Source organism: Bradyrhizobium sp. T-12, from assembly GCF_058314695.1.
In genome coordinates, this window is the sequence record NZ_CM177756.1 from 5,993,960 (window position 1) to 6,020,397 (window position 26,438).

A 26,438-nucleotide genomic window follows, 5' to 3' on the forward strand; every position below is an offset into this window, starting at 1 on the left:
CGCCAAGGGCGCGCCCCGGAATGACAGCGGACTAATCCCCCGCCCTCAACCGGTATCCGATCCCCGTCTCAGTCAGCACGTATTGCGGCCGTTCCGGATCGGCTTCGATCTTCTGGCGAAGCTGGCGGACGTAGACGCGTAAGTACTGCGCGTCAGTCAATTCGTCCCAGAGCTCCTTGAGCAGGAAGCGGTGAGTCAGCACCTTGCCGGCGTGCTGCACCAGCACGCGCAAAAGATCGTATTCCTTGGGTGACAGCTTGACCTCGCGCTCGCCGACTTTGACGATGCGGCGGACGAGATCCACGGAGAGATCGCCGGTGCGGAACACCGGGCGTTCGCCTTGGACCTGGAGCTGGTGGCGCAGCGCGGCGCGCAGGCGGGCCAACAACTCGTCCATCCCGAACGGCTTGGTCAGATAATCGTCGGCGCCGAGATCGAGCGCCTGGACCTTGCCGGCCTCGTCGCCGCGGCTCGACAGCACCACGATCGGCACGGCCTCGTTGCGGGCGCGGATGGTGCGCAGCAATTCGTGTCCCTGAACGTCGGGAAGTCCGAGATCGAGAATGATCAGCGCCGGCGCTTCCTCGAGCTTCGCCAGCGCGATCTTGCCGTTCGACGCCTCCAGGATGTCGTAGCCTTGCGTCGACAACCCCATCCGCAGCAATTTGCGGATCGGCGGCTCGTCGTCGATGATCAGGACCTTGATCGGGGCGGCGCTCATGCGGCGGTATCCAATGCGCGGCTCTCTGCCGGAACGGGAAGACGGATGGTGAGGACGGCGCCGCTCCGCTCGCTGCGGTTGGCGGCCGAGATCGTGCCGCGCATCGCCTCGACGAAGCCGCGGGAGATGGCAAGGCCGAGCCCGGTGCCCGGGCGGACATGGTCGCCCTTCTGCACACGATAGAACTTGTCGAACACGCTCTCGAGCTCGTCGGGCGGGATGCCGGCCCCCTCGTCCACGATCTCGAGCACGACATGATCGCGATCGCGCCGACTGCGGATCGAGACCGTCGTGTTGGGAGGCGAATATTTGGCGGCGTTGTCGAGCAGGTTGAACAGCACCTGCTCGAACAGCACGGCATCGAGCTGGAGCATCGGCAGATCGGCCGCCAGAATCAGCTCGACCTTGTGGCCGCCAAGGATCTTGGCTGCGCGCCGCAGCGCGCTGCCCACGATCTCGCCGAGGTCATGCAGCGCCGTGTTGGGCACGATGGCGCCGGATTCGAGCTTGGTCATGTCGAGCAGATTGGCGATGAAGCGGTTGAGCCGTTCGGATTCATCGATGACGGTGGCCAGCAGGTCGCGCTTCTCCGTGTCGGACAAGGCCCCGGCGAGATCGCGCATGGTCGAGGCCGCTCCCAGCACCGAAGCGAGCGGCGTCTTCAGATCGTGCGAGATCGAAGTCAACAGTGCGGAGCGCAAGCGTTCGGATTCGACGGTGCGCTTGACGCGATCCATATCCTCGACCAGCAGCACGCGCTCGATCGCCAGCGCCCCCTGGTCGACCAACGCGTCCAGCAGCCGGCGCTGGTCCGGCGTCAGCAGCGGCCCGGTGCGGTCATTGTCGATGCCGATGACGCCGATCGGGCCGCGCCCCGTGCGCATCGGCAGGAACAGCCGTTTTGCGCCCGGCAGCGTATCCGAGCCACGGCCGGCGGGGCGGTCATTGCTCCAGGCCCAGTTGGCGGCGGCGAGATCGGCCTGGTCGAGATCGTCTTCCGGCGGGTAGCCGGACTTCACCGTCAGCAAGCCGTCTTCCGGCAGCAGCAGCACGACGCGGACCTTCAGCATCAACGCGATCTGGTAGGCTGTTGCCCACAGCACGTCGTCGAGCGTCGCGGTGCCCGCGAGCTTGCGGCTGAAGGCGTGGAGCTGCTCGGTCATCCTGATCCGGCCAATGGCGGTATCGGCCTGGATGCGCACGCGCGCGGCGACGTTGGAGACCAGCATGGCCACCACCATGAACAGGAAGAACGCGGCGACGTTGGTCGGGTCGGTGATGGTGAAGGTGTAGATCGGCGGAATGAAGAAGAAATTGTAGCAGAGCGACGCCGCGACCGTCGCCAGCAAAGACGGCCACAGGCCATAGCGCACGGCAACCGCCACGACCGAGGTCAGCAGCACGAGATCGACGTTCTCGATGCCGAAATAGGGCTGGATCAACTTGGCGGCGCCAAGGCCGATCAGCACGATCCCGAGCGCGTAGAGATAAGGCCGGGCATCGGATGGCTCGGATCGCGCGGCGGTCTGCACCGCCGTCTTGGATGCATCCTCGGCCGGAAGTTCGTCGCCGGGAATGACGTGAACGCTGATATTGCCCGCACGGCGGACCAGATCATGCACCACCGAGCCGCGCGTCAATTCGAACCAGCGCGAGCGCGTCGACTTGCCGATCACGATCTGGGTGACGTTGTTGCCTTGCGCGAAATTGACCACGTCATCGGCGATGCGGCGCCCGACCGCGGGGATGGTCAGCGCCTCGCCGCCGAGCGATTCCGCCAGTCGCAGCGTGTCGGCCAGCCGGTCGCGCTCCTCGTCGGACAATTGCAGCGAGCGCCGCGTCTCGATCGAGAGTGCGGTGAACGGCGCATGCAGCCGGTCGGCCAGCCGCTTGGTGTAGCGGACGAGGCCCGCCGCGCGAGGATCCTCGCTGACGCAGACCAGGATCCGCTCGCCCGCGGCCCAGGGCCCGGAAATCGCATTCGCCTGCATATGAGTGAGCAGCTGCTCGTCGACCCGCTCGGCGGTCCGCCGCAGCGCGAGCTCACGCAAGGCAGTCAGATTGCCCGGCGAGAAATAGTGCTCCAGCGCCCGCTCGGCTTGGCGGGGCACGTAGACCTTGCCTTCTTTCAGCCGCTGGATGAGATCGTCGGGCGTGAGGTCGATCAGCTCGATCGCATCGGCGCGATCGAACACGGAATCGGGCACCGTCTCGCGCACCCGGACATGAGTGATCTGGGCGACGACGTCGTTGAGGCTTTCGATGTGCTGGATGTTGACGGCGGTGTAGACGTCGATGCCGTGGGACAGCAGCTCCTCGACATCGAGATAGCGCTTGGGATGGCGACTACCTGCCGCGTTGGTGTGGGCGAGCTCGTCGACCAGCGCAATCTGCGGCCGGCGCGCGATCACCGCATCGAGATCCATCTCCTCGACGATCTGGCCGCGGTACTCCAGCCGCTTGCGCGGGACCATTTCGAGCCCGCGCACCAGCGCCTCGGTCTCGGCGCGGCCGTGGGTCTCGACGAAGCCGACCACGACGTCGATGCCGGCCTTGCGCTTGGCGTGGGCGCTTTGCAGCATCTCGTAGGTCTTGCCGACGCCGGGCGCGGCGCCGACGAAGATCTTCAGCTTGCCGCTCTCCTCCCGGCGCGCCGCTTCCAGCAGCGCTTCGGGGGACGGACGTTGTTCGGGATCGCGGCGCTGTTGAACCATCAGGCCAATATAATCATGGGGGCATTCCCAGCCTAGGCCGCTACTTCGCCGACGCACGATCCAGCGCGAGATTCAGCGCCAGAACGTTAACCCGGGGTTCGCCGAGCAGGCCGAGCACGCGGCCCTGAACGTTGGAAGCCACAAGCTGCCTCACGGCGTCTTCCTGCATATTCCGCGCCTTCGCCACGCGCGGCACCTGGAATTGCGCCGCTTCCGGCGAGATGTCGGGATCGAGGCCGCTGGCCGAGGTCGTCACCAGGTCGACTGGGACCGGCCCGCTCGAGTTCTCGGCCTTGAGCTTGTCCACGTCCTCCTTCAGCCGGTCGGCCAACGCCTTGCTGGTCGGGCCGAGATTGGAGCCGCCGGAGTTGGCGGCATTGTAGGGTGCCGACACCGTCTTGGTCGCATCATTGGGGTCCGGGGCCAGCGTCGCCGAGGGACGGCCGTGGAAATATTTGTCGTCCTTGAACTCCTGTCCGATCAGGGCGGAGCCGATCACCTTGCCGTCCTTCTCGATCAGACTGCCTTGCGCTTGTTTCGGAAATAGCACACCGGCAATGCCGGTCATTGCCAGCGGATAGGCCAGTCCCGTGATGGCGGTGAGCGCCAGCAACAAGACGATGGCGGGACGGATTTCTCTCAACATGACAGGCCTCCTTTAGGCCAAGTGCAGGGCAGTGACCACGAGGTCGATTGCCTTGATGCCGATGAACGGAATGACGATGCCGCCCAGGCCGTAGACCAGAAGGTTGCGGCGCAGAAGGGCACCGGCGCCGACCGCGCGATAAGCAACTCCCTTGAGCGCGAGCGGAATCAGCGCGATGATGATCAGCGCGTTGAAGATGATCGCCGACAGGATGGCGCTCTGCGGGCTCGACAAGTTCATGACGTTGAGCACGTTGAGCTGAGGGTAGAACGCCAGGAACATCGCCGGAATGATCGCAAAGTACTTGGCGACATCGTTGGCAATCGAGAACGTCGTCAGCGCGCCGCGCGTCATCAGCAGTTGCTTGCCGATCTCGACCACCTCGATCAGCTTGGTCGGGTTGGAGTCGAGATCGACCATGTTGCCGGCCTCGCGCGCGGCTTGCGTGCCGGTGTTCATGGCGACGCCGACGTCGGCCTGGGCAAGCGCCGGCGCGTCGTTGGTGCCGTCGCCGCACATGGCGACCAGCTTGCCCTTGGCCTGCTCGTCGCGGATCAGCTTGAGCTTGTCCTCGGGGGTGGCCTGCGCCAGGAAGTCGTCGACACCGGCTTCCGCCGCGATCGCGGCTGCCGTCATCGGATTGTCGCCGGTGATCATGATGGTGCGGATGCCCATGCGGCGGAGCTCGGCGAAGCGCTCGCGAATGCCGCCTTTGACGATGTCCTTGAGCTGGACGATTCCGAGCAGCTTGCCGTCCTTGGCGACTGCCAGCGGCGTGCCGCCGGACTTCGACACGTCGTCGGCAATGCCCTGGATCTCGCGGCCGAGCTCGGAGAGCGCGGCAGGCTGCATCGCCCGCGCCGTATTGCCGGATGCGACCGCGGTCACAGCGCCGCCGCCGATATAGTTCAGCATGGCATCGACCGCACCCTTGCGCACCGATGAGCCGCCGGCATCGACGCCGCTCATGCGGGTCTGCGCCGTGAACGGAATGAAGGTGGCCCCGAGCTCGCCCATGTCGCGGCCGCGGATGCCGTACTTCTCCTTGGCCAGCACGACGATGGAGCGGCCTTCCGGAGTTTCGTCGGCGAGCGAGGCAAGCTGGGCGGCGTCCGCCAGCTCCTGCTCGGTCACTCCGCGCACCGGACGGAAGGCGGTCGCCTGCCGGTTGCCGAGGGTGATGGTGCCGGTCTTGTCGAGCAGCAACGTATCGACGTCGCCGGCCGCCTCCACCGCGCGGCCCGACATCGCCAGCACGTTGAAGCGCACCAGACGGTCCATGCCGGCGATGCCGATCGCCGAGAGCAGCGCGCCGATCGTGGTCGGGATCAGCGTCACGAACAGCGCGACCAGCACGATCACCGAGATCGAGCCGCCGGCATAGGCCGCATAGCTCGGAATGGTGACGGTGGCGAACACGAAGATGATGGTGAGGCCGGCGAGCAGGATGTTGAGCGCGATCTCGTTCGGCGTCTTGGCCCGCTCGGCGCCCTCGACCAGCTTGATCATACGGTCGATGAAGGTCGAGCCCTGGGCCGCCGTGATGCGGACGCGGATCCAGTCGGACAGCACCTGCGTGCCGCCGGTCACAGCCGAACGGTCGCCGCCGGATTCGCGGATGACGGGCGCCGATTCACCGGTGATGGCGGCTTCGTTGACGGAGGCGACGCCCTTGATCACCTCACCGTCCGAGGGAATCGTATCGCCCGCCTCGACCAGGACGAGATCGCCGACCTTCAGGCTCGTGCCGGGCACCAGCCTGAAATCACGGCCCGCGCCGCTCAAAAGCTTGGCCTGGCTCTCGGTGCGGGTCTTGCGCAGCGTCTCGGCCTGCGCCTTGCCGCGGCCTTCGGCCACCGCTTCAGCGAGGTTGGCGAACAGCACGGTGAACCACAGCCAGAGAATAATCTGGAAGGTGAAGGCGAGATTTTCCCCGCCGGTGACGAGGTCGCGGACGAAGATCACAGTGGTCAGCGCGGCCACGATCTCGACCACGAACATCACAGGGTTCTTGATCATGGATCGCGGATCAAGCTTGGTGAAGGCAGCACCAATCGCCGGCACCACGATCTTGGGATCCAGCATCGCCGAGACTGGCATGCGCTTGTTGGGTTTGTGGACTGGTTCCATGGAGGTCACTCCGAAAGCTGGATCAGAAAACGTTGCCGGCGTTCATCGCGAGATGCTCGACGATCGGGCCGAGGGCGAGCGCCGGGAAGAAGGTCAGGCCGCCCATGATGAGGATGACGCCGACGACGAGGCCGACGAACAGTCCGCCGGTGGTCGGAAAGGTGCCCGTCGACGGCGGGATCGATTTCTTCTCCGCGAGCGAGCCGGCTATGGCCATGGCCGGCACGATCATCAGGAAGCGGCCGACGAACATCGCGCAGGCACCCGTCAAGTTGTAGAACGGGGTGTTGCCGGTGAGACCCGCGAAGGCCGAGCCGTTGTTGCCCGTCTGCGACGAATAGGCATAGAGCACTTCCGAGAAGCCATGCGGGCCGGCGTTGGCCATCGAGGCCACGCCCGTGGGCAGCACCACGGCCACGGCCGACCAGCCCAGGATCATCAGCGGCAGGATCAGGATCGCGAGCATCGCCATCTTGACCTCACGCGCCTCGATCTTCTTGCCGACATATTCCGGGGTGCGGCCGACCATCAGGCCTGCGACGAAGATCGCGAGGATGACGAACAGCAGCATGCCGTACATGCCGGCGCCGACGCCGCCGACGATGATTTCGCCGAGCTCGATGTTGATCAGCGGAATCATGCCGCCGAGCGCCGTAAAACTGTCATGCATGGCGTTGACGGCGCCGCAGGAGGCGGCCGTGGTGATCACGGCGAAGAGGGAGGACGCGACGATGCCGAAGCGGACCTCCTTGCCCTCCATGTTGCCGCCGGTCAGGCCCAGCGCCTGCAGCGTCGAGGTGCCGCTCGCTTCCGCCCAATAGGTGACGGCGACGCCGGCCAGGAACAGCAAGCCCATGACCGCGAGGATCGCCCAGCCCTGACGCTGGTTGCCGACCATGCGGCCGAACACGTTGGTCAGGGCAGCACCGAGCACGAAGATCGAGAGCATCTGCACGAAGTTCGACAGCGCCGTCGGGTTCTCGAACGGATGCGCGGCGTTGGCGTTGAAGAATCCGCCGCCGTTGGTGCCGAGCATCTTGATCGCGACCTGCGAGGCGACCGGGCCGACCGCGATGGTCTGCTTGGCGCCTTCGAGCGTGGTCGCCTCGACGTAGTCTCCGAGCGTCTGCGGCATGCCCTGCCAGACCAGGAACAGCGCGTAGACGATACAGATCGGCAGCAGCACATAGAGCGTGCAGCGGGTGACGTCGACCCAGAAGTTGCCGACGGTGCGCATCGAGGCGCGCGAGAAGCCGCGGATCAGCGCCACCGCCAACGCGATGCCGGTCGCCGCCGACAGGAAGTTCTGATGCGTCAGGCCGACCATCTGGGTCAGATAGGACAGCGTGCTTTCGCCGCCGTAGTTCTGCCAGTTGGTGTTGGTGATGAAGGAGACCGCAGTGTTGAAGGAAAGATCTTCGGCAACCGCGCCTTGTCCAGCGGGATTGAACGGCAACACGGCCTGGAGCCGCATCACGCCGTAAATGACGAGGAAGCCGCCGACATGAAACAGCAGCATGGCGACCGTGTAGGTCAGCCAGTGCTGTTCGCGCTTCTCGTCCACGCCGGAGATCCAATAGATGCCAGCCTCGATCGGCCGCAGCACCGGCGACAGGAACGTCCGCTCGCCGCCGAACACGCGCGTCATGTACCAGCCGAGCGGCTTTGTGAGTGCGACAATAACGACACAGAACAGAATGATCTGGAGCCAACCGATCATGGTCATGGAATCAACCCTTCAAGCTTGGTGTCCGCCGCAGCAGCGGCAGCAGCAGCGCCAGCAGGCCGGCGACGAGCACGGCGTCCGCCAGCAATAGTTCGACAATCAGCAGCACGGGTCAGAACCGCTCGGGCCGCAGCAGCGCGTAGGTGAGATAGACCAGCAGCCCGAACGAGACGGCACCAGCGAGCGCATAATCGAAGATCATGGTCCGCTCCCTCACAGCCGTTCGCAGGCGTAGGTGTAGCCGATCGCAAGGGCAAAGAAGCCGAAGCCCAGCGCCAGCATCAGAATGTCCATCATGGGATTGCTCCTCGTTGCGCCCCAACGGGACGCAACCTTTCTCGGGGGCCCGACGGCCGCGCGCAGAAGATGGAAGATATTTGCGCGGTGGCTGCCGGGACTTTCGACCGTGCTGAAGTGCCAGCGCGGGCATAGGTTTTCGAGATGAGGGCTATGGCGACGTTATAGGAATCTCATAAAGGCCGGGCGGTGGCTCGATTGAGCCACGATCTCGCCAAATGTCCCGCTGGCTCCCCGCGAAGCCGTGGCAATCGCATAGACATTCGGCCAAGGTCGTCATGCCCAGGCTTGTCCCGGGCATCCACGTTCTTCGCGCTGCCGTGGATGGCCGGGGCAAGCCCGGCCATGACGACGTGGTGACTCTCAGTGCCCCCTAGCCCACATCTCATGCCATGGCTTCACGAGACGACAGCGGTTGATGACGCCCCTCACGTCCCACCCGCTCACTTATGAAATCCCTATATCTCGCCCCCGATCCCCATCTCGCTTTCAAATGCCCTCCCCGGCCATCTTGGCGGTGCCGGCCGACTGACCGACGCCAGTTCCAGGAGGTCAGACATGATCGCCATTCTCCGACGCCTCGACCCACCTTCGCTCAGCCAGCACCTTCGCGCGGCCGCAGGGATGACACGCCCGTTGATGCTCGAAATCATCGACAAGGCCTGCCCGCGCGTCCGCTCGCTCGGCCAAAGCGAACGCAGCACACGCCTCATACGCCTGATCGATGCCGGGGCCTGGACTGACGCGGCGCTGGCTCTGCTGGAGCTCGAGCTGCCGCTATGGCAGGTCCGGCGCGTCGCCTATGACGAGGGCGAGTGGCATTGTGCACTATCGCGCGAACGCGAGTTGCCGGATTGGCTGGACGCCGCGGTCGAGGCGCGCCATTCCGACCTGCCGCTGGCTCTGCTGTCGGCCTTGGTCGAGGTCCGGGCATTGGCCGCAGAGGTGACGCGGCCGAGCGTTCCTTCCGTTCGCCCACTGCGGGATCGGCTTTATGAGCCGCTCGCCTGCGACAATTTCGGCTGAAGCTATGACAGAAGGACCCTGGACATGCCGGTGCTGCCACAACACGCTGAACAACCGCCGCACTGGGCTGAACGTCGGCCCGCACAATCGAAAGTGCGCAGCGCCCAGCTCAAGCATCTCGCGCGGCCTGTGCTGACCGTGCTCTCGATGGGCAGCGTGCTCACCGCCCTGATCGCGCTGAGGGCCGCCATCCATCTTTGGCAGCTCCACGCCTGACGGGGACCGACCACCATGCCGTTCCTCAAGGGAAATCTGGAGCAGATGGTCACCGTGACCATCCTGACCATGACGCTGAGCCTGATCTGGGGGGCGATCCTGACGCTCGTGATCACGCTGGTGGCGCGCGGCCTCGGCGTCTAGCTTCGCCGTTCCGCTTCGATCAGCCGCGCCAATTCCGCCGCGGTGACCTCGATCGGCCGGCCGCTGCGCTCGACGCGGGCCTGGATCAGCGCGCCCTGGAGGGCCGACGTGCAGAGCACGGCAAGCGTCTCCGCCCGCGACCTGGCAAACCCGTCGGCGACGAGCTTGTCGCGCAGGAGCGATATCCGCGCCGCATAGGCCTTGCGACCGGCCTCGGAGACGGCCCGTTCGCGCGGCGCAAGCTCGAGCAGCACGGTCGTGATCGGGCAGCCGTTGCGGAAACCGGAGACCTGCATCCAGCCTGCCAACAGTCTCGCGTGGGCACGCAAGAGCTCGGCGGTCGAGCCGCACTGCTCCGCAAGCTGGGCGACCGTCGCCGCGACGCGGCGGCCCGCCTCCTCCACCGCCGCCACCGCAATCGAGGACTTTCCGTCCGGAAAGTAATGGTAGAGCGATCCTTGGGCGCTCCGCTGGCTTCGACGATGTCGTTGAGGCCCGTCCGGGCAAAGCCCTGGCGGCGGAACAGCGTCACCGCGGCATTGATGATGGGCTGGCGGTGTTTCGGCACGGCCGGCATGGCGCTTTCCCCCTCGTACGAAATTATATTGATTGGTCTACATCAGCCTCCGACAGTCAAGACTGGTCCATGACGGGAGAGGCAAATGGCAGTCGGAGTGAGCTTCGAGGTGAACGATGGCGTCGCGCGGATCGGGCTCGACGACGGCAAGGTCAATGTGATGTCGACCAGCATGCTGGCCGCGATCGGCGCCGCCTTCGACCGGGCCGAAAAGGAAGCCGAGATCGTGGTGCTGCGCTCGGCACGGCCCGGCATCTTCTCCGCCGGCTTCGATCTCAAGGTGTTCGCCTCGGGCGATGCCGCAAAGAGTCTCGAGATGGTCCGCGCCGGCGCCGAGCTGGCGCTGCGGCTGATGTCTCATCCGCACCCGGTGATCGGCGTGATGGAGGGCCATGCCTTCCCGATGGGAACGTTCCTGCTGCTCGCCTGCGATGTCAGGCTGGGTGCGCACGGGCCGCACCGCATGGGGCTGAACGAGGTCGCGATCGGCATCGCGCCGCCGAGCTTTGCCATCGAGCTGGCGCGCAGCCGCCTGCATCCGGCCTGGCTCAGCCGCACCGTCACGCTGGGTGAAATGTACGAGCCCGAGGATGCGCTGACCGCAGGCTTCCTCGATCGTGTGGTTCCGCCGGAAGCCATCGACGACGCCCTTGCGGAGACCATCGCCGCGCTACGCGCCATCCACAGGCCGTCGCACGCGATCGCGAAGAAGCGCCTGCGCGAGCCCGCGATAGATGCGATGCGCGCGGCGATCGACCGCGAGTTGACCATGGCTGCCTACGCGGCGAGCAATCGCGCCCGCAGCGCCGTGGCGGTGCCCGGATGAAGCCACCTGCCCCCTCGGAAAGACCCGGCGATCTGGCGCAACTTGGGGGAAACGTGTAGATCGGTTTCATGAGCACAGGCAATGTCAACGTCGTCGCCCACCCCCTGGTCCAGCACAAGCTCTCCCTGATGCGGGAGAAGGATCGCTCGACCAAGAGCTTTCGCGAGATCCTGAACGAGATCGGGATGCTGCTCGCCTACGAGGTGACGCGCGATTTGCCGCTGGAGCTGGTCGAGATCGAGACACCGATCGCGCCGATGCGGGCGCCCAAGATCGCCGGCAAGAAGCTCACGCTGGCGCCGATCCTGCGCGCCGGCGTCGGCTTCCTCGACGGCATGCTGGCGCTGATGCCCTCCGCGCGCATCGCCCATATCGGGCTCTACCGCGACCCCGAGACATTGCAGGCCGTGGAATATTACTTCAAGGCGCCGCAGGACCTGTCGGACCGCACCGTGATCCTGATGGACCCGATGCTGGCGACGGGCAATTCGGCCTGCGCCGGCGCCTCCCTGCTCAAGGCCCGCGGCGCCCGCGACATCCGCTTCGTCTGCCTTCTGGCGGCGCCCGAGGGCATCGCGCAATTCCAGAGCGAGCATCCTGATGTGCCGATCTGGACCGCCGCGATCGACGAGCGGCTCAACGATCACGGCTACATCGTGCCGGGCCTGGGCGATGCCGGCGACCGGATGTTCGGCACCAAGTAGACAGATTTGAGCGATCGGGTTACTCCGCTTGCCATGAGTACCAATGCGTTTTCGCTGCAATCGCTGATCCGGACCGAGGCCGCCGCTGACCCCGCCTTCGTCTTCGACGGCACGCCGGTCTCGCGCGAGCAGTTCTCGGAGAAGGTTGAGCAGACCGCCGCCTGGCTCGCTGCGCAAGGCATCGGCAAGGGGGACGTGGTCGCGGTCTGGCTGGTCAACCGGATCGAGTGGCTCGCGCTGCTGTTCGCCGCCGCCCGCTGTGGTGCGATCGTCGCCGCGGTCAATACGCGTTACCGCAGTGCGGAAGTCGCGCATCTGCTTCGGCTGTCCGGCGCCAGGCTGATGGTGGTCGAGGCCGCATTCCGCTCGATCGATTTTGCCGCAATCCTCGCCGGCATCGCCAGGGATGAGGTGCCCGCTCTGCAGAAGCTCGCAATGGTCGGCGCGGACGCGATCCCCGCGCATTGGCCCTGTGTGCGCTTCGATGCCTTCGACGGATCCTATCCGCCCGCTCCCCCTCCCCAGGACGACATCGACCTCCCCGTGCTGCTCTACACGACATCGGGGACCACCAAGGGACCGAAGCTCGTGGCGCATTCGCAGCGGACACTGGCGGGTCATGCTGTCACCGTTGCCAAGGCCCTGAAGCTCTCACCGCAGCGTCATGCGCTGCTGGCCATGCTGCCGTTCTGCGGCACCTTTGGCATGACGAGCCTGCTTGGCTTCGTCGCAGCCGGTGCAACCATTCATGTGCTCGATGCCTTCGAGGCGGCACCAGCGCTGAAGATTCTCGGCACGCAAGGGATCACGCACGCCTTCGGCTCCGACGAGATGTTCCGGCGCATTCTCGCCCTCACCGATGCGCCGCGTCCATTCCCGCATCTGGAAACGTGCGGCTTCGCCGCCTTCCAGCCCGGTTGGCGCGAGCTTGCCGCGGAAGCCGAGGCACGCGGCCTGCCGCTGTTCGGCCTTTACGGCTCGAGCGAGGTCCAGGCGTTGTTCTCGATCGCGCGGCCTGGCGATGCCTTCGCCGACCGCATCGAGGGCGGCGGCTGGCCGATGTCGTCCGACGCGCACGTGCGTGTGCGCGACACCGAGACCGGCGCGCTTGCGGCCAGCGGCGTCTCCGGCGAGATCGAGATCAGCGCGCCGTCGCGCTTCCTCGGCTATTTCAACAATCCGGAGGCGACGCGCGAGGCGATCACCGCGGACGGGTTCTTCCGCACCGGCGATATCGGCCGGCTGCGTGGCGACGGCTCCTTCGTCTACGAGACCCGCGCGGGCGATGCCATGCGGCTCGGCGGCTTCCTCGTCGCGCCCGGCGAGATCGAGGACGAACTCAAATCCTGTGCCGGCGTGACGGATGCGCAGGTGGTTGCAGTCGATCTGAAGGGCCAGGCGCGCTGCGTCGCGTTCGTGATTCCTGCAAGGGAGCCGCCCATGCAGGAGACGTTGATCACGCATCTGCGCCAGCGGCTCGCCGGCTACAAGGTGCCGGCGCGAATCTATCTCGTGGATTCCTTTCCCGTCACCGACAGCGCGAACGGCGTGAAGATCCAACGCGCCAGGCTGCGCGCCATGGCGATGGAGCGGATCGCCGCCGAATAGCCGCGCTATTTCAGGTAGCTCGCGAGATTGATGCTCAGGATCTTGGCCAGCGCCGAATAGGACGCGGTGAGCTGTGCCTGGTAGGTCGACAGCTGCGCCGTGATGGCGGCGACGTCGACACCGGTGAGGTCATTCGACAACGTTTCGGCATAGCTCTTGTAGTCGGCCTGGCGGGCACTCGCCGTCTCGATCGAGGACGCCGCATTCGAGAGCCGGGCCTGCACCGCCGCGGTGTCGTCGAGCGCCATGCCGGTAAGATCGAGCGCGCTGGAAATGTCCGAGGACGACAGCGTGGTGCTGTTCGCGACGAATTTGAGGACCCGCATGACCTCCTCGAACGCCGAATTGTCGGCGGTGACGCCGTACGACACCGTCTCATCCGAGGCAACCCGAACCGAAGCGATCTCGTCGTCGCCCTCGTAGTAGCTGGTGTCGGCCGTCGTCGTCGAACCGGTCCCGGACGAGAAGCTCGTGAGATCGACCGGCGCCGTATCGGTCTTGCCGCCGGCGAACACATACTGGCCGTCGTATTGCGTGTTCATCAGCGAGCCCATCTCCTGCAGCATCTGCTGGGCGGTGGTGATCACCGAATTGGTCTCGGTCGAGCTGCCGGTCGAAGCGGCGCTGAGCTGGGAACGGAGCTGGGTAAGGATGTCGGTCATGGAGCCGATGGCGGAATACATCACCTGGATCCTGCTGTCGGCGAGCGTCGCAGCGTCGACATAAGACTGTGCACGCGTGACCGAGACCTGGAGGTTGACGACATGCTGCGCGTCCGAGCCGTAACCGCCGAAATCGGTCGAGATCACCCCCGTCGATTCCTGGATCTGCTTGTTGGCCATCACCGACTCGACGCGCATCGCGTCCGCGATCATCCTGTTCGACTGCGCGAAGGTGGCGACCCGCATCGCGACCATGAGCGTGCCCCCGGCTGTTACGATTGAACGGCGGACAGCAGCGCCGAATACATGGTGTTGACGGCCTGGATCAGCGCGGACGCCGCGGTGTATTTGTTCTGAAGCGTGCTGAGCTTGGCGGATTCCTCGTCCAGGTTGACGCCGGATTGCGAGGACAACGAGTTGGCATAGGTCGACTGCGCGGTTTCCTTTGCCGTGTAAGTGTCAGACGCCCGCGACGCCTTGCTGGGGACGTCGGCCACGATGGCCGAGGCATAATCGGCCAAGGAGCCGGTGGTGGCCGCAAGGCCGCCGGTGGATGCGAAGGTCCGGGATTCCGTCAGCGCGTCGTAGAAGGCGTTGACCACGCTGGTCGAACCGGACGACAGCACGCTGCTGCCGACGGTCAGGCTCGACGAGGAATCCAGCGTCGCGAGCTGAATCTCGTTCACCCCGGACAGGATCTTGCTGTTGACCGCGATATCCGCCGCGCTCGTTCCCGTCATGAGGTCGTTGAGGCCGAAATACTCCGAAAACCCCTCCCCCGCGCTGCCGACCGAGCTCGTCATCTGGTTGACGGCGACACCGTTGCCCGAGCCGGTCGCCGCGATCGAGAGATGGCCGTCTGCATCGATCGAGGCCGACAATCCGGAAATGCCGTTGATGGCGGTGACGAGGTCACCGACCGTGGAATAGGACGACAGGTCGAGATCGCCGTACGAGACCAGATTGCCGCCCTGGTCGGTAACGGCAAGACGCACCGTGCCCGAGGCGGACAGCGCCGTGCCGCTGGTGACGCTGGCCGTACCGGTGAGGCTGGTCGGCGCCGGCACTGCGGACGCGCTGTTCGAGACGCTGTTCATCACTGAAGCGAGCTGCTGGGCAAGCTGGTCGAGCTGGGACTGCGCGTCCGGCAGCGTCTTGTCGCGCAGCGTGATGAGCGCCCCAATGTCTCCACCCGATATCTGCGAGGTGATGTCGACACCGTTCACCGTGATCGCACTGAAGCCGCTCGACGAGGAACCGGCGGTGTACGTCGTCGACGCCGTCACGTTGGAAGCGGCCGTATAGCCGATCTCATGCGCGGAGCTGTCGACCAGCGCCTGGCCGGACTTGGTGTAGATCTGGATATCGCCGTTCGACGCGGTGAAGTAATTGACGTTCATCTTCGAGGCGAGGTCCTGCAGCGCGGTGTTGCGCTGGTCCTCGAGGTCCGCGGTCGACTGGCCCGCCGCCGCCGTCTGCTTGATCTCTGCGTTCAGGTCCGCGATCTGCTGCAGGTCGGTATTGACGTCGTCGATCGCGGACGAGATGTCCTGATCGGCGTCGGCGCGGAGCTTCTGGATGCTGCTCGAGGTCTCCCGCAACTGACTGGCGACATCATCGAGTGCGCTGACCACGTTGGATTGCAGAGAGGCGCTGCCCGGCGAACTCGCCAGCGACGCCAGCGCCGATTCCAGCGAGGCGATGCTGTTGGCGAGCGAGGTCCCTGTTGACGATGAGTCGGTGCTGCTGGTCGATCCGTAGAGCTTTCCGAGCGACGTCAGGTAGGTATTCGTGGTGTCCGCCGATCCGAGCTCCGAGGTCGCGGCGATCAGCGATTTCAGCAACAGCTTGTCGACGGTCGAGGTGATGCCCGTCACCGTGACGCCGGTGCCGACGCCATTGGTCACGCTGCTCGACTGGTTCGCGGTCTTCGCGGTATAGCCGGTCGTGTCGGCGTTCGATATGTTCGACGACGTCACGCTGATCTGCACGGACGTGGCCGAGAGCCCGCTGAAGGCGATGGATCGCGCGATATCGAGTGACATGGCGGCCTCCTCGGCTGGTCACGCGCTGCGGCTGGTGCCGCTGGAAACCGCGCGAGCGGCGAGCCGGCCGGAGGCGCCATAGGGCGACACCGCCGCGATCTGCTCGCGGATCGCCTGCATGACCGCCTCGATCCGGCGGTTGCTGGCCTCGATGGCCGCCCGCAGGCGGAGCAGATTCTCGTCCATCGCCGCACGCAGATTCAGGATCCGCTCCAGGAGCTGCTCGCGCAGGATGCGGTCCCTGACGTTCAGGTTCGTGTTGCCCGCCGCGCATTCCGCCACCGTGCGCTCGAACATCTCTGCCAGCCGGTTCTTCTCGTCGACCTGCTTCAGGCGCGAGGCGGGCAGGCCCTTGGCGAGCTCTGCATTCTCCGTCGCAACCAGCGCGGTCAGCGTATCGATCAGCGTGATCAGCGACTTGATCCGGGCATCGCTCATCCCCGCGGACTGGCTGTAGGTCTGATTTTTGGCTTTGCTTTCGGTATGGACTACGGTCATCCTCATCGCCTTCTAATTGTGCGGCTTGCCGCGGCCGGCTTGTGAACTGCGCAAATAGGCGCCGATCGCGGTCGTCCTGGCGGTTGCCTGTTTCATCTGCCCTTCGATCTCAGCGCATTCGCGCAGAAGGCCGCGGCGAACCATCTCGAAATCGTCGAGGAGCGCGAGCAGCTGCTTGCGGTCACCGCTCCCGACCGTCGCGGCCCGCGCCACCAACCGCCGCAGCCGGCGCAGCAGCGCTTCTCCGGCAGCACTCGCGCTTTCACCCTGCATCGCTCACCTCATCGCCGAGATCAGCGTGTCGTACAGCTTGTTGACGGTGGAGATCACTTGCGACGCTGCGGAATAAGCCTGCTGAGCGGAAATCATGCTCGAGAATTGGCTGGAGGTGTCGGTGGTCGACGACTCCAGCTCGCTGCCGTAGACCGTGCCCGCGCCGTTCTCGCCTGAGGCCTGTAACGCGGCGTTGCCCGATGTCACGGTCGCCGAATAAATGCCGTTGCTGGAAGCGGCCAGTCCGTTGGGATCGGCGAAGGTTGCGACCGCGATCTTGTAGATCGCGATGGTCTCGCCGTTGGAATAGGTGGCATCGACGACGCCGTTCTTGCCGATCGAGATGCTGGACAGCTTGCCATAGGACAGACCGTCGGAATCGATGCTGGTGACGTTGACGTCAGGCGTGGTCTCGCCGGAGGCGTATTGGGTCAGGCCGTCGGTGCCTCCGACGGTGCCGAGATCGAGCGTGATCGTGCTGTCGGCGGCGCCATCGGTCCAGCCCGTCACGGCAATTGTCGCGGGATCCGGGCTCGTGCTGGCGAGCGATCCGTCGCTGTTGAAGGTGATGTCGATGGTGCCCGAGGCCGTGCCCGTCGCAGTCGTCGTGTCCGAGGCCGACGTCGGATTGGCAAAGCTGGCACTCCAGGTGTTGGTGCCGGTCTTGCTCCAGGTGATCTGCATCGTGTTTGCGGCGCCGAGCGAATCGTAGACCGTCATCGAGCTGGTGTAGGTATCGCCGGTTGCGGCATCCGACGGCAGGTTTGCCGCGATCGTGGTCTTGGTAGTGGCGCTGCCGCTGGTCGATGCGACCTGGGTGTTGATCGCCCCGAGATTGCTCGCCGATTCACTGCCGACGACGTTGCCGTCCGCGTCGGTACGCCAGCCCTCGAGGTAATAGCCGTTGCTCTCGAGATAGCCGGCATTGTTGATCGAGAAGGCACCGTTGCGGGTATAGGCGACTGTGCCGCCGGACGTGGCGTCGGTCACCACGAAGAAGCCCGAGCCCTGGATCGCGACGTCGGTCGCGTTGGAGGTCGCGGCGAGCAGGCCTTGCTGGGTGATGTTGGCGCGACCCGAAACGGTGACGCCGCCCGAGGCGTAGGAGGTCGTGTTGCTGGAGGCCGTCACCAGCGCGTCGAACATGGCCGACGTTGTCTTGTAGCCGGTCGTGTCGGAATTGGCGATGTTGTCGCTGATCATCGACAGGGATTGGCTCTGGGCGCTGAGCGCCGAGATCGCCGAGGACAATGCGCCGGTGAGACTCATGATGAAGCTCCGAGGAAATCGGGAACGTTAAGACAGGAACTTGGGATCAGGACGTGACGCCGAGGATGTTCGCGGCGCTGACGGCAACGCCGTTCACCGTGAGCGAGGGCGTCGAGGTCGAGGTGTCGATGCCGGTCACCGTGCCGGTGACGGTCGTGTAGTTGAGCACCGAGTTGCCTGCGGAGTCGGTCGCGGTCACCGAGATGGTGTACTGGCCGCCGTCGGAGAGCTGGTTGCCGCTGGAATCCTTGCCGTCCCAGGTGAAGCTGTTGGAGCCGGAATTGCCCGTTCCCGTGCCGGTGTAGACGACGTTGCCCGAAGAATCCGAGATGCTAATCGAAACATCAGATGCAGCCGAGGACAGCGAGTAGCCGAAGCTCGCCGAACCGTTGCTGAGTGTCGAGGTATCGGTCTTCGCCTCGACGGTGTGGCCGATATAGTTCACCGAGTTCAGCGTCACGAGGCTCGAGAACGAACTCGCCAGCGACGACATGTTGGAGTTGATCGACTGCTGCTGGGTGAAATTGGCGTAGGAGGTGAGTTGATTGATGAAGTCGGTGGTCGAGGTCGCGTTCAGCGGATCCTGGTTCTGAAGCTCGCTGACCAGCAGGCTGAGGAAGTCGCTGGACGTCAGCGACGACGAGGACGACGCGCTCGACGACGATGTCGTGGTGGTCGCAGTCGTTGCGGAACTCACGGCGGAAACGGTCATCAGAAACTCCGGCTTTCCCGCGCTGCCGGCGACCAGATGCCGGCCGGCGCGCTTGAAATCTGTGTGCTGATGAAACGGGTGGGCGGGCGGATTCAGGCGCGGATTCACCCGCGCGAAAACGGCTTTCGATACGGCAAAATCTGCCGTGTATGTGCGCTAGAATGCGATGATCAAATTAGTCCCTTGCGCGACGAGGCCAAACCACAACTTGCTTGCTCGCGCGCAAGGAGCATTAACGCCTCCGCGACGTCATGGCCGGGCTTGTCCCGGGCCATCCACGCGTCGCCGCGCGGCACGAAGAACGTGGATGCCCGGGACAAGCCCGGGCATGACGGCCTCGCGTGGTGTTCGGTATCAGTAAGACGCGTCAGCTCCCCGCCGTCTCACCTTCCGTGCGGGGCTCGGCGGCATCGTCTTTCATCTTGGCAGCAGCGGCGACGATGCGGTCGGCGAGGCCTGCGGGCGCGCGGACGGTCGGCGCCGCAAGCGCGCGGCGCAAGGTGCGCGCCTCTTCGAGTAGGGCCTGCGCCGCGGGCGATCGCGCCAACAGCTCTTGCGCAGGCACGCGCCGATCCTCGGGCCAGCGGGAAAGATCCTCGCCCAGCCGGTCGATCAGTTCCTCAAACTCGGTGACGTCCATCGCCTGCCGATCCTGCTTCGGTCAGGCCTGTCATAAAGCATTGCAGGCGCGGCGAAAACCGGATTTCGGCGAACTGCGGCGCCAAAAGCGCCCGCAGCACTACGGACGACGGCGCAAATGGCGGCCCGGATGATCGCCGAAGCGCACCGGGATCGGCCGGAGCCGTTCAGCCCCTGCGGGCCATGTCGGCCGGCGCGCCGCCTCCGCTGCGCGTGGCGGCATCGACGAATTCCCAGGCCTCCCGAAGCTCGGAGAGCCCCGCGATGATGCGTGCGAAACTCGCGCGCGCGTGCGGACGGCCGAACGCCTTGAGGCTTGCCAGGATCATCGCGTTATAGGTCTGGAACACCTGTTCCGCCACCGCGCCGCCCTTGGCGAAGTCGAGATTGTGGCTCAGTCCGCGCAGGATTGCGGTCGCCCTCATCAGGTGCTCGTGCCCCTCCTCGAAGCGGCGCGCTTCCTGCGCGGCCAGCGATTTCTGCAGAAAGGTGATGGCTCCCCCCAGCAGCATCGAAATCGCCTTGAGCGGCGGCACGCTCGTTGCCGCGCCCCGATAGGCCTGGTTGGCCATGTACGCCATCTGGTTATGCATCATCGATCACTCTGTCTCACACGATCAATCGCTCGAGGAGCTGTTCAGCAATGCCTTGAGATAGGTTAGCTTGCTGTTGGCGCTCTCGATCGCCGCCTGGTACTTTGCGTATTGGGTCTGGAGCTGCGACTGCAGCGTTGCGGCCGCACTGTTGATGTCGTCGACCTTCTGCTGAAGATCGTCATCGCGCGTGGTCAGATTGGTGATGAGCGTCTGCAGCACGCCGGTCGAGGACGCGTAGTTCTTGGCGATCTGATAGAGCTGCGTCGCAATGCCCGAGGTCGACGTCACCGTGATCGATTGGGAGGTCGACCCGCTGTAAGTGAAGGCCATGCCTGCATAGATCGAGCCGGCGGCACCGATGATCGTGGTGCCGCTGACCGTGAACAGCGTCGAATCGCCGCCGACCGACGCCGAGGTGAGGTTGCCGTCGGAATCGACTGCCACATCCAGCGTGAAGGATTGCGGCGACGTCCCGGTATTGACGACGCTGAGCTGGCTGGACGACGTCGTGGTCTGCGCCGACAACAGCTTGGTCACGCCGCTCAGATCAGTGCTCAGGATGTCCGATAGTGTCGAGGTGTCGAGCTCCAGCTCGTTGCTCTCGTTGAACGACAGACCGAGATCGGCCATGGTCATGCCGCCGATCGTGCTGTTCAACGCATTCTGGAGCGCATCCATGATGTTGCGCATCGTTCCGTCGCCGAACAGGACCGCGCGCGAATCCGCCGTGCCGTCGGTGGCCGTCGCCTGTTGGGCGATGACCTCATCGCGAAAGGCGTTGTAGTTGGTGACGAACGTCTCCAGCGCGGACTGGATCTGGCTGGTGTCGGTCTCGATGCTGATGTTCAGCGACGTTCCGTCCGGCGTCGCCTGGAGCAGGTTGAAAGTGACCCCGCTCAGGACGTCGGAGATGTCGTTGGTGTCGCGGGTCATCGAGATGCCGTCGAGCGTGAATTCGGCCGACTGCGCCTCCTGGATGACGTTGGTGAAGCTCCCCGAGCTGTCCGTGACGCCCAGCTCGTTCATGATGTCGTCGCCGGACGTGCTGGAATAGCTGATATCAGCCGCATCCTCCGTGCCGGTCAGCACCATCTGGTACGAGGTGCTGGACACCTGCACGATCGAGGCCTGGACATTGGTCGTCGATGTCTGGGCGTTGATGGCATCGACGATGTCCTGAAGCGACATCGTGCTGTTGACGGAGATGTCAGACGTGGCACCGCCCTCCAGGCCGATCGAAAACGTGCCGGAATAGCCGAGCTCGTCGGTCTGGCTCGATTGCGCCGTGCCGGACACCTTGTGGGCCGTGGCGAGCTGGCTGATCGTCAGCGTGTGGTCGCCGGTCGCCGCCCCGCTCTTGATCGTCATGGAGAGCGCCGAGGAAGCGCTGACATCCCCGGTCGAGCTGATGCTGGCGGCGCGCGTGGCAAACGCGCTGGTGGACAACGAGTTGACCACCGCGGTCGAAAGCGAGGCCAATCCCGAGTACAGCGTCTTCAGATCGCTCTGCAGCGTCTGATAGGCCGAGATCTTGGCCTCGTTGTTCGTGATCGTGGTCGATATCGTGTCCGCCTGCGCGGTCTTCGCGTCGACGGCAGCCTGGATCAGCGCCGACCAGTCGATGCTGCTCGAATTGGTGGTCCCGCTCGTGGTGACGGAGACACCCGAACTTGTGCTGCTGCTGGCCGAACTGACGGAAGCCACTGTGCGTATCTATCCCTGGCAGGAAGCGGGCCGGCATCACGCCGGCCCGCTCGTCTCGTCATCAGCCCAGCAGCTTGAGCAGGTACTGGGGCATCTGGTTCGCCGCGGCGAGTGCCGACACGGCGGCCTGGGTCTTCACTTCCGCGGAGGAGAGCTTGGACTGCTCGGCCGCGATGTCGACGTCCTTGATCGCCGAATTCGCCGATTGCAGGTTCTGGGTTTGGGTCGAGATCGAGTCCGCGCTGAAATTGAAGCGGGATTCCTGGGCGCCGATGCTGGCGCGGGCAGCGGAGACCGTGTCGATCGCCGTGTCCAGTGCGGTCAGCGCCGAGGTCGCGTTCGACAGCGTGCTGACGTCGAGCGAGGACACGCCGAGCGAAGAGGCCGTCAGGCTCGTGAGCGTGATGGTGATGGTATCCGAGCCCGATGAGCCGACCAGCACCGAGACGCCGGAAGCGAACACGCTGGAGCCGTCGAGCAGGCTCTGGCTGGAGTAGCGGGTGCCGGACGCGATCGAATCGATTTCGCTCGTCAACTGCGTGAATTCCGAGTTGATGTAGGCGCGGCTGGAGTCGGTCGTGGTGCCCGACGCGGATTCGGAGGCCAGCGACTTCATGCGGGCGAGGATGTCGGAGATGTTCGAGGCGCCGCCGTCGGCGGTCTGCAGGATCGCGTTGGCCTGCGAGGCGTTGGTCGCGGCCTGCTGCAGCGTGGTGACATCCGAGGAGATGCGGGTCGAGATCGCAAGACCGGCGGCGTCGTCGGATGCCGACGTGATGCGGGAGCCGCTCGACAGCTTCGAGAGCGAAGAGGTCTCTTGCGACGAATTGATGTTGAGGTAACGAACCGCGGCGTTGGCGGCGGTATTGGTGTTGATTGCGGGCATTGAGAGCTCCTGTGCTGATGGGCATGGCGTGCCGCATCGTTGAAATCGGCTTACGACGACGCGGACCGCAGCCCCGTCCGTTCGCTCAAACGACGGAGCGCAAGGAGATCAGGCGCGAAAGTTTTCGCGAGGCGATTTTTATGGTTAGCAGTCGGTAAACGCGGTGCGGATGTCGCGCTCGTGCTTGCGCAGCAGCTGACGAAGCTGCTGGCGTCCGCGCTTGAGAAGCGACTCGACGGCAGCCACCGTCGTGTCCATCACCTGGGCGATCTCGCCGTTGCTCATGTTCTCATGATACGAGAAGATCACAGCGATGCGCTGCTGCTCGGGCAGGCGCTGCATCGCCAGTTCCAGCATGTCGTTCAGCTCGTTACGAGCGATGATCTCGACCGCGCCGGGCTGGCCGTCGGCGACCTCAGGCACGGTCTCGACGTTCTCGTTGCGCGGCTTGCGGCGCAGATCGATGCAGCGATTGGAGATGACACGGTAGAGCCAGGTCGAGAACTTGGCGCGGCCATGCTGCCACCGTCCCCGGTGGCTCCAGACCTTGAGCATGGTGTCCTGCACCACGTCCTCGGCGTCCGCCGCGTTGCCGACGATGCGCAGCGCGATTGCGTAGGCGCGATCGATGTGACGCTCGACCAGCATGCGGAAGGCGGCCTCGTCGCCGGTCGCGAGTTTGTCGAGCAGTTCGCTGTCTTCATCATAGACGACATCGTCGGCGACAGGTGCGCTGTCCGGCGCGAGCGGCACCGAGGCCATCATCGGCACCATCGCTTCGGCTGGCACCGTCGTCGCAATCGCGGACTCGGCGGGCGTCATGACATCAGCAGCGTAACTCATCCCGCAACCTCCAACCCACAATGCCGGGGGCGCACATGCCACACGGCTTCCAGGCGTTGAACGCAGGACCAAAACAATCCAGGCGAAGAATTTTTGTTATTTTTCAAGATATTACCTGGCATCTTTTGCCGGGCGTCGGGCAATAATTGCCGATAGCGCGATGCTCTCGCGCTTCAATCCTGCAATCATCCCATCGTCTCGCGCCATGACAGATCATCCATCCTGAACAGATGTAGCAGTAAGAAAACGCAGACATTACGCGGCACTAGGTGATCGCGTGCAACGCGCGCGTGGCGCATCAAGAAGCGATTGTTTCCGAGTGTGAATGAACGCGAGACAGCATCCGCACTCGGCAATTTTTTCCGAATCACCTTTTTCGAACCTAGCGATTTTTTTGAATCTGTCAGTCGCGACGAACGCGATTTTGAATCGCACGAGAATTTTTTTTGCATTTGCGGCGCCTGACTCGACGCGGACGCACGTTCAGCGTCCTGATGGGCGGGGAATTGCAGCATGAAGATCGCAACAGTAGGCGCCGAGCGTCGCGCGCAAATTGTTTCTGCTTGGTCGTTCGATGTTTTCGATACGTTTCTGCTGCGTGCATGCACGACGCCGGATGGCGTGTTTGAAAGGACTTACGAGCTATCCGGCATTTCACGATCTTGTCCGAATGTTTCCGCGAGCTTCGTTCAGCATCGCATCCAGGCCGAATCGCGCGCGCGTCGAATCGCGAAGGAGAAATGCGGCGCGGGCGAAGTGCGCATCGAGGAGATCTATTCCTGTTTTCCATTCAAGCTGTTCGGCCTTTCGCAAGCCAGCCTGAACGATCTGGTCGAGGCCGAGTTCGGCGCCGAGGTCGAGCTTTGCCGCGTCAACCAGGACATGCTCGGGCAATATCTGGACATGAAACGCGCCGGCCACCGCGTCGGATTCATCTCGGACACCTATTGGGATTCCGGCCGGCTGGCGCGGCTGCTGCGGGCTTGCCATCCCGGCCTCGCCTGGGACTTCCTCTATGCGTCCTGCGACCACGGCAGCGGCAAGAGCGACGGCTTGTTCGCCACCTACCTCTCCGAGCAGGGCATCGATGCCGGCGCCTCCTTTCACGTCGGCGACAACGAGAAGGCGGACATCAAGGGGGCGAAGCGTCACGGCATTCACCCCCGCTATTATCCGCAGGCATCAGCGCAGCTCGCCTCGAACTTTCAGCGCGAGACGGCACTGTTCGAGCTGCTGTGCGGCGGCGCGCCGGCGCGGCTCGATCACGGCGCGCGGATGCTGCGGCGCATGGTCGCCGCGCGCAGCGCCGGGAGGTCCCAGGCCTTCCAGCTCGGGCTGACCGTGCTCGGCCCTGTCATGACCGCGTTCGACGTCTTCGTGACGCGGCGCTGCGAGGAGATGGCAGGTCCAGGCCGCAAGGTCGTGCTCGGCTTTCTCGGCCGCGACGGGGTTCTGTCGCACCGGATCCGGCAGGAGCTGCATGGCGCCCCATCGGCCTATATCGAGATCAACCGTCGCGTCAGCCTGATCGCCTCAGCCGACACGATGCAGCCGCTCGTCGATCTGCTCGGCAAGGTGCTCAAGATCGACGCGCCGACCTTCCGCGACATGGTGAAGATCATGCCGGCGAAAGTTGCCGCTTTCTTTGGCGGCTTTCCGGACGGGATTGCCTCCGGCGAGGAGCTCGCCGAGGCGCTTCCCGGACTGATCGATCCCGCCGAGATCGTCGCGCTCGCCGCGGGCTTGCGCGCCCGGCTGCTCGCCTATCTGCGCCGGACCATCCCCGGCTTCGACGACTGCACCGATCTCGTACTGGCCGATCTCGGCTATTCCGGCAGCGTGCAGAAGGCGCTGCGCCGCATCTTTGACCTCGAAGGCATCGAGATCCGCCTGCACGGCGCCTATCTGATGTCGCTCGACGACGCCTTCGACGACCTTGCCGAACAGGACAGCGCGGCGGGCTTCATCTCCGACCTCGTCGTCACGCCTCACATCAAGCGCATGCTGATCCGCAACGTCGCGCTGCTGGAGCAGATTTGCTGCTCCGCGGACGGTTCGGTGCGCGACTACGATCGCGGCGCGGTGCTGCGCGAGATCAATCCGCGTCCCCCGGAGCAGTTGGCGCTTGCCACGGAGATCCAGGCCGGCGCGCTGGCTTTCGCTGGCAGCGCGGACGGTGTCGCGCGCGATTACGATCTCGATCCCTATGCCACCCCCGATGTCGCGGCGCGCTGGTGCGCGGCGACACTGGCACGGCTCCTGCTGCTGCCTGATAATGACGAATTGGCGCTGCTCGGCCCGTTGAAGCACGACGTCAATCTCGGGACCGACGCGCTCGCGCCGCTGCTCGACGCGCCGTTCGTGCGCAACCAGATCACCGCCCGCGGCCTCTCGGCAGCCTGCACGGCGGCCGCGCCGCCCATGTGGCTTGCCGGCAGTTTCGCCGGCCTGTCACCATCCTACAATTATCTGTACGTGCTGTTCGGCGCCAACCGCCTGCCTGCCGACGTCTTTGAGGAACGGGCCTCCGGCCTGGTTCAGGTCGGACTGTTCCGCGCCGACGGCGGTGCAGCGCTGGAGGCGGCGACCGTCCATCGCACCGGGCTCGGCGAGCTGCGTCTGCGCATTCCCCTGTCGCGTCGCATGTCGATCTCCACGATCGCACTGCCGCTGGCGAAATTCGCGCCCGAAGGCCTGCTTCACGGCGTGACCCTGCAGCAGGGCGGCGACGTTCGTGACGCCGCCGAGAGCCAGGATGTTGTCGCGATCGCGACCGAGCGGTTGATCTACGGCGGCGTGCAGTGGAATGGCGGCCATTATCGCGCCGAGACCGAAGATGGTTGCCTGCTGATCCCGGTCGCCCCGATGACGCAGGAGATCGCGATCTATTCCGTCGCGATCACCCCGCTCGGAGCCGCCCCCAAATAGTGCGCCTGATCGCGCCGCCCCGGCCGTTGAAGTCCTGGGGCTTACGAG

General features: G+C 64.9%; 25 protein-coding genes. 7 read left to right on the forward strand and 18 right to left on the reverse strand.

The features are described from left to right. Window positions 1–31: 31 nt before the first annotated feature. The 6 genes from AC0WRY_RS28565 to AC0WRY_RS28590 form a co-directional block, all read right to left on the reverse strand. Entirely contained in the window at window positions 32–721 is a 690-nt protein-coding gene (locus tag AC0WRY_RS28565; protein ID WP_491122013.1) for a response regulator, read from the reverse strand. Further along, window positions 718–3,435, reverse strand: a complete 2,718-nt coding sequence (locus tag AC0WRY_RS28570; RefSeq protein ID WP_491122015.1) for a DUF4118 domain-containing protein — start codon at window positions 3,433–3,435, stop codon at window positions 718–720. Before AC0WRY_RS28570 ends, AC0WRY_RS28565 begins: the two co-directional genes overlap by 4 nt. A 40-nt stretch (window positions 3,436–3,475) precedes the next feature. After that, window positions 3,476–4,081, reverse strand: a complete 606-nt coding sequence (locus AC0WRY_RS28575; protein ID WP_491122017.1) for a K(+)-transporting ATPase subunit C — start codon at window positions 4,079–4,081, stop codon at window positions 3,476–3,478. A 12-nt stretch (window positions 4,082–4,093) separates the two neighbouring features. Then, a complete protein-coding gene (gene kdpB, locus AC0WRY_RS28580; protein WP_491122019.1) occupies window positions 4,094–6,211 on the reverse strand; it encodes a potassium-transporting ATPase subunit KdpB in 2,118 nt (705 codons plus the stop codon). Between the two features lie 22 nt (window positions 6,212–6,233). Continuing rightward, on the reverse strand, window positions 6,234–7,937 hold the full coding sequence (gene kdpA, locus AC0WRY_RS28585; protein ID WP_491122021.1) for a potassium-transporting ATPase subunit KdpA: 1,704 nt from the start codon (window positions 7,935–7,937) through the stop codon (window positions 6,234–6,236). Window positions 7,938–8,049: 112 nt separating this feature from the next. Then, the gene (locus tag AC0WRY_RS28590; RefSeq protein WP_018641117.1) at window positions 8,050–8,139 is read right to left on the reverse strand and encodes a K(+)-transporting ATPase subunit F; all 90 of its coding nucleotides are present in this window, start codon (window positions 8,137–8,139) and stop codon (window positions 8,050–8,052) included. Window positions 8,140–8,792: 653 nt separating this feature from the next. Between AC0WRY_RS28590 and AC0WRY_RS28595 the strand changes: the two genes are divergently transcribed. From AC0WRY_RS28595 to AC0WRY_RS28605, 3 genes are read left to right on the forward strand one after another with little or no spacing between them, the layout of a single operon-like run. After that, window positions 8,793–9,260 carry a hypothetical protein gene (locus AC0WRY_RS28595; RefSeq protein WP_491122024.1) on the forward strand — a complete coding sequence of 156 codons (468 nt, stop codon included), beginning with the start codon at window positions 8,793–8,795 and terminating at the stop codon, window positions 9,258–9,260. Between the two features lie 24 nt (window positions 9,261–9,284). Further along, a complete protein-coding gene (locus AC0WRY_RS28600; RefSeq protein ID WP_259216832.1) occupies window positions 9,285–9,476 on the forward strand; it encodes a hypothetical protein in 192 nt (63 codons plus the stop codon). Between the two features lie 15 nt (window positions 9,477–9,491). Then, the gene (locus AC0WRY_RS28605; RefSeq protein WP_256438865.1) at window positions 9,492–9,620 is read left to right on the forward strand and encodes a hypothetical protein; all 129 of its coding nucleotides are present in this window, start codon (window positions 9,492–9,494) and stop codon (window positions 9,618–9,620) included. Here AC0WRY_RS28605 and AC0WRY_RS28610 read toward each other — a convergent pair. Beyond that, window positions 9,617–10,033 carry an LmrA/YxaF family transcription factor gene (locus tag AC0WRY_RS28610; RefSeq protein ID WP_491122027.1) on the reverse strand — a complete coding sequence of 139 codons (417 nt, stop codon included), beginning with the start codon at window positions 10,031–10,033 and terminating at the stop codon, window positions 9,617–9,619. The genes AC0WRY_RS28605 and AC0WRY_RS28610 overlap by 4 nt on opposite strands. A gap of 249 nt (window positions 10,034–10,282) precedes the next feature. On the opposite strand from AC0WRY_RS28610, the gene AC0WRY_RS28615 reads away from it, so the two are divergent. The 3 genes from AC0WRY_RS28615 (at window position 10,283) to AC0WRY_RS28625 (ending at window position 13,335) form a co-directional block, all read left to right on the forward strand. After that, complete coding sequence (locus AC0WRY_RS28615; protein ID WP_491122029.1) at window positions 10,283–11,023, forward strand: crotonase/enoyl-CoA hydratase family protein; 741 nt, start codon at window positions 10,283–10,285, stop codon at window positions 11,021–11,023. Window positions 11,024–11,091: 68 nt separating this feature from the next. Then, window positions 11,092–11,727 carry a uracil phosphoribosyltransferase gene (upp, locus tag AC0WRY_RS28620; protein ID WP_106948511.1) on the forward strand — a complete coding sequence of 212 codons (636 nt, stop codon included), beginning with the start codon at window positions 11,092–11,094 and terminating at the stop codon, window positions 11,725–11,727. A gap of 33 nt (window positions 11,728–11,760) precedes the next feature. Next, window positions 11,761–13,335 carry an AMP-binding protein gene (locus AC0WRY_RS28625; RefSeq protein WP_491122032.1) on the forward strand — a complete coding sequence of 525 codons (1,575 nt, stop codon included), beginning with the start codon at window positions 11,761–11,763 and terminating at the stop codon, window positions 13,333–13,335. Between the two features lie 5 nt (window positions 13,336–13,340). Here AC0WRY_RS28625 and AC0WRY_RS28630 read toward each other — a convergent pair whose 3' ends face one another. The 11 genes from AC0WRY_RS28630 to AC0WRY_RS28680 form a co-directional block, all read right to left on the reverse strand. Continuing rightward, window positions 13,341–14,252 (reverse strand): flagellin, encoded by a 912-nt coding sequence (locus AC0WRY_RS28630; protein WP_212067253.1) that lies wholly within the window; start codon window positions 14,250–14,252, stop codon window positions 13,341–13,343. Between the two features lie 17 nt (window positions 14,253–14,269). Then, window positions 14,270–16,042, reverse strand: a complete 1,773-nt coding sequence (flgK, locus tag AC0WRY_RS28635) for a flagellar hook-associated protein FlgK (protein WP_491122034.1) — start codon at window positions 16,040–16,042, stop codon at window positions 14,270–14,272. A gap of 18 nt (window positions 16,043–16,060) precedes the next feature. Next, entirely contained in the window at window positions 16,061–16,480 is a 420-nt protein-coding gene (locus tag AC0WRY_RS28640; protein ID WP_212067425.1) for a flagellar protein FlgN, read from the reverse strand. A gap of 72 nt (window positions 16,481–16,552) precedes the next feature. Next, on the reverse strand, window positions 16,553–16,813 hold the full coding sequence (locus tag AC0WRY_RS28645) for a hypothetical protein (RefSeq protein ID WP_194404101.1): 261 nt from the start codon (window positions 16,811–16,813) through the stop codon (window positions 16,553–16,555). 3 nt (window positions 16,814–16,816) lie between these two features. Further along, the gene (flgE, locus tag AC0WRY_RS28650; protein WP_491122036.1) at window positions 16,817–18,082 is read right to left on the reverse strand and encodes a flagellar hook protein FlgE; all 1,266 of its coding nucleotides are present in this window, start codon (window positions 18,080–18,082) and stop codon (window positions 16,817–16,819) included. A 46-nt stretch (window positions 18,083–18,128) separates the two neighbouring features. Continuing rightward, window positions 18,129–18,794, reverse strand: a complete 666-nt coding sequence (locus AC0WRY_RS28655; protein ID WP_259216801.1) for a flagellar hook assembly protein FlgD — start codon at window positions 18,792–18,794, stop codon at window positions 18,129–18,131. 367 nt (window positions 18,795–19,161) lie between these two features. Next, window positions 19,162–19,434: a hypothetical protein gene (locus AC0WRY_RS28660; protein WP_491122038.1), complete on the reverse strand. Its 273-nt coding sequence runs from the start codon at window positions 19,432–19,434 to the stop codon at window positions 19,162–19,164. A 166-nt stretch (window positions 19,435–19,600) separates the two neighbouring features. Then, window positions 19,601–20,029, reverse strand: coding sequence for a flagellar export chaperone FliS (locus AC0WRY_RS28665; protein ID WP_285807731.1), 429 nt, complete (start codon window positions 20,027–20,029; stop codon window positions 19,601–19,603). A gap of 21 nt (window positions 20,030–20,050) precedes the next feature. Beyond that, window positions 20,051–21,733 (reverse strand): flagellar filament capping protein FliD, encoded by a 1,683-nt coding sequence (gene fliD / locus AC0WRY_RS28670; protein WP_491122039.1) that lies wholly within the window; start codon window positions 21,731–21,733, stop codon window positions 20,051–20,053. A gap of 61 nt (window positions 21,734–21,794) precedes the next feature. Next, entirely contained in the window at window positions 21,795–22,619 is an 825-nt protein-coding gene (locus AC0WRY_RS28675) for a flagellin (protein WP_194404108.1), read from the reverse strand. Window positions 22,620–22,763: 144 nt separating this feature from the next. Then, window positions 22,764–23,462 (reverse strand): RNA polymerase sigma factor, encoded by a 699-nt coding sequence (locus AC0WRY_RS28680; RefSeq protein ID WP_211416147.1) that lies wholly within the window; start codon window positions 23,460–23,462, stop codon window positions 22,764–22,766. 513 nt (window positions 23,463–23,975) lie between these two features. Here AC0WRY_RS28680 and AC0WRY_RS28685 point away from each other — a divergent pair. Beyond that, window positions 23,976–26,390: a hypothetical protein gene (locus AC0WRY_RS28685; protein WP_491122040.1), complete on the forward strand. Its 2,415-nt coding sequence runs from the start codon at window positions 23,976–23,978 to the stop codon at window positions 26,388–26,390. The last annotated feature ends 48 nt before the right edge of the window (window positions 26,391–26,438 follow it).